Source organism: Thermorhabdus hydrogeniformans, from assembly GCF_049310025.1.
GTDB lineage: Bacteria > Bacillota > Thermosediminibacteria > Thermosediminibacterales > Tepidanaerobacteraceae > JBJYKD01.
Map to the genome: position 1 here is coordinate 1 of NZ_JBJYKD010000065.1, position 3,037 is coordinate 3,037.

General features: G+C 41.2%; 4 protein-coding genes. All 4 read right to left on the bottom strand.

The window, feature by feature from the left end; all coding sequences use genetic code 11:
• Positions 1-37: 37 nt before the first annotated feature.
• The gene (locus tag ACKX14_RS15445) at positions 38-1,051 is read right to left on the bottom strand and encodes a reverse transcriptase domain-containing protein (protein ID WP_422449241.1); all 1,014 of its coding nucleotides are present in this window, start codon (positions 1,049-1,051) and stop codon (positions 38-40) included.
• A gap of 282 nt (positions 1,052-1,333) precedes the next feature.
• Positions 1,334-2,563, bottom strand: a complete 1,230-nt coding sequence (locus ACKX14_RS15450) for a hypothetical protein (protein ID WP_422449243.1) — start codon at positions 2,561-2,563, stop codon at positions 1,334-1,336.
• Positions 2,564-2,782, bottom strand: coding sequence for a hypothetical protein (locus ACKX14_RS15455; RefSeq protein WP_422449245.1), 219 nt, complete (start codon positions 2,780-2,782; stop codon positions 2,564-2,566).
• A 12-nt stretch (positions 2,783-2,794) separates the two neighbouring features.
• Positions 2,795-3,037, bottom strand: a 243-nt coding sequence (locus tag ACKX14_RS15460; protein WP_422449247.1) for a hypothetical protein, incomplete at its 5' end; no start/stop codon positions are given.

Consider the following 3,037-nt stretch of genomic DNA (forward strand, 5'->3'; position numbering starts at 1 on the left):
GTCGCAAGGCCGTATTGTGCCAGCTCTGTTCCCGGCATTATATCTGCCTCCTTTTTAAAAGTAAGGGTTCTATATATTTTTTCTCTAAGTTATATCCATCACACCATTTCAGCCAACCTTTATAACTCATAATAGAACATATATCCCTGTCGGTTAGAGATTCTTTTTTCTTTAGTTTTAGCATTTTTCGTTTTAGGGTTTTTGCAGTTGATTTCCGAAGCAGTGTATATCCACCAAAGCTACGATAACCAAGGAAATCTACGCCTCGAATATAAGTAGGAAATACTTGCCAATTCTCTTTTATTTTTAATATTAATTTTTCATATAAATATTTTTCTGTATCTTTTCGTAATTGGTGAAGAAATGCTTTGTCGTGATGCAGTATCACACAATCATCGCAGTATCTGAAGTAATATTTTACTTTCTTTTCTTCCTTAAGCCAGTGGTCAAAGTATGTTAGGTAGAGATTACCAAAATATTGACTGAGATAATTTCCTATCGGTACGTTTGTTTCTCCTTCCACGCTATCAATGATACTATCTAAAAGCCAGAGCAAATCTTTATCTTTTATCTTTTTCCGGATAATTTGTTTAAGGATTCTATGGTTTATTGATGGATAGAACTTTTTTATATCGAATTTTAGACAATATTGGGTATTCTCCCTATCCTTCATAGCTTTATGCAGTCTTAACAATCCTTTATGAATACCACGGCCTTTAAGACTTGAATACGTGTCATAAATAAAAGTTTTCATCCATATTGGTTCGATAATCTGAACTATGGCCCAATGCACTATTCGGTCAGGATAATAAGGTAGCTTATATATCTCCCTTTCTTTACCTTTGTCTATTTTTGTGAAAATCTCGTAAGGTGATGTTTTATAAGTTTTATTTTTCAGCATTTCATGTATTTGTCTCAAATAATAATCAGGATTGCTGTCAACCATTTTAACTTCCGTATAATGTGCCTTTCCTTTTCGTGCATTTTTATGAGCTAAATACAGATTGTCCATGTCATAAATCTTTTCATATAAGTTTCCATATCGCTTCATTTTGCATCACTTTGTGTGCTTGTGCTGCCGAGCCTTCGGGATATACCCTACCAACACGGTCTTTTCGCACGCTTTGTGTTCGACCAAGAGGTCAGGCAAATAAGTCTATTTTGCACACAAAGGTGAGGTGGGTGCCGATATTCCAATCCGCATTCGAGGCAGGATTATTCAGATTCAGTGCTGCTGGGCCGGTATTCGAGCCATTATTCGCATTCCTGCTGGCAAAGGGCTGTGTTTTTTTACACCCATTTAGACTTATTTGCCTTATGGTAAATTATGGTATCAGTTTAAATACACAAAGGCGAGGCGGGCGCCGATAGTCCAAGCCGCACTCGAGGCAGGAAAAACCAGAATCAACGCCGCCGGGCCGGCATCCGAGCCAAGAGCCGCATTCCCGCCGGCAAAGGGCTGCCTCTTACCATAATTTCGCACCCAAATTCCATCGTTACCATAGTTAGTATCGATAGGGAACAACCCGTATATTTTTAATATATCAGGAACAGTTATACCAGTATCAGCAGTCATGCTTTGAAATGCGCCCTGGTTATAGTCATAATATCCATCTCCCCAGTTCCATGTCGGATCGGGCGGATTAACTAAAGCTGTCCGCAAAATAGGTGTTCCTTTGTTTTGCACAGTACCATCATTGGTCATTGGGTTCGGCGAGTCGAATTTTAATGTTCCAGCTGTACCTGGTGCCACTAAACTACCATCAGGCATAATTGCCTTCCACAGCGTTGATGTATCGCTCTGGTCTAATGTATTATCTGCGGCATCGTTATTGGGAATTATTTGAATTTCCCCGTCCACAAGTCTCATGCCACCGCAACGTTCCCATACATTTCCGTTTGCATCAGCCACTCCAAAAGGAGTACCGTCATGAAACCATGAAAGCGGCCCGCTTCCAGTTAAAGTCCTTCCGATTCGTGTTGCATCGTAATGATGTGAAGGTATGCCCATCTCTGATGGTACGTCTACATCTTTTCCAAAGTTATTATTCCCCCGAGGCCAAAAACCGGATTTTTTGCAAAGATGCATTATAAGCCTCTGCTCAATGAGCGTTATTTGATGAAAGCCTGGCCCCATTTGTTTATGTCGTGTTTGCTCACTATCAAAGGTTTCGCTATTTCCAGGGTCAAGACCTAAAAGAGATACAACTCTTGCATCGGCCCCGGTTCCAATATAGGCACTTTTATACTTTGCTATATACAGTTCGCTTTTTATTTTATTAGCAACTATGAACCCGGGATATACTTGGTCGGGCCATGCGGAGTTAAGTTGTTTGCATGAAATAGCAGGGAATTTCACCATTACAGCTGGATAACCACCGGCGCCATACATTACTGTATTTCTTCCGAAACTTGCTTCCTCTACACGCCTCGTCCAATCCTTTTGTTCAGTTACGTCTGTTATTACTCCCCCAGACTTAAACCTGCCAGTTAGCGCCTTTTCAATTGCGAATATATCTTTTAGTAACTGCCCCTGCCAATATGGGCCGTTAACGTATTTCATTTATATTATCCCTCCTTCAGGTATTGTCTCGGGTTCCGGCTTAGGGAAAAGTTCCGAATAATTTCTGCGTAAATCCTGTTCGAAAATGGGCAAGTAGTTCAAGGCTTCTGTTTCCCCGCCTTTTACAAAAGTCTCGCCCCGAAGATTTACATTTTCATCAGAAAAATCCACTTCTATTTTTGTCGTACCGTTATCCAAAACAGTTATATTGTGTGTCATCTTATCCCTCCTTTAATACTCTAAAACGGCTACTTGTAGAGCGGCGCCTTCGCTTATCGCATATATCGGCACCGGTACCGCCGGGTCGAAGTCTATCTCCAATACTGCCCCCGGCTCTACAGGAAAACCATTTTGCTGCGTTACAGTAGAAGGGCCTATTCTAAAGCGGAGAACAGGGTCTTCATTCTTGAGCATCATCTTTCTTCGTCCCGACAGAGCCGATGTTCCAGCGAAGATTTCCGCCGCTGTTGCAGT

What these genes read in the sequence shown, in the direction of transcription:
- ACKX14_RS15445 (WP_422449241.1), bottom strand. Translation starts at nt 1,051, where the DNA reads ATGAAGCGATATGGAAACTTATATGAAAAGATTTATGACATGGACAAT.
- ACKX14_RS15450 (WP_422449243.1), bottom strand. Translation starts at nt 2,563, where the DNA reads ATGAAATACGTTAACGGCCCATATTGGCAGGGGCAGTTACTAAAAGAT.
- ACKX14_RS15455 (WP_422449245.1), bottom strand. Translation starts at nt 2,782, where the DNA reads ATGACACACAATATAACTGTTTTGGATAACGGTACGACAAAAATAGAA.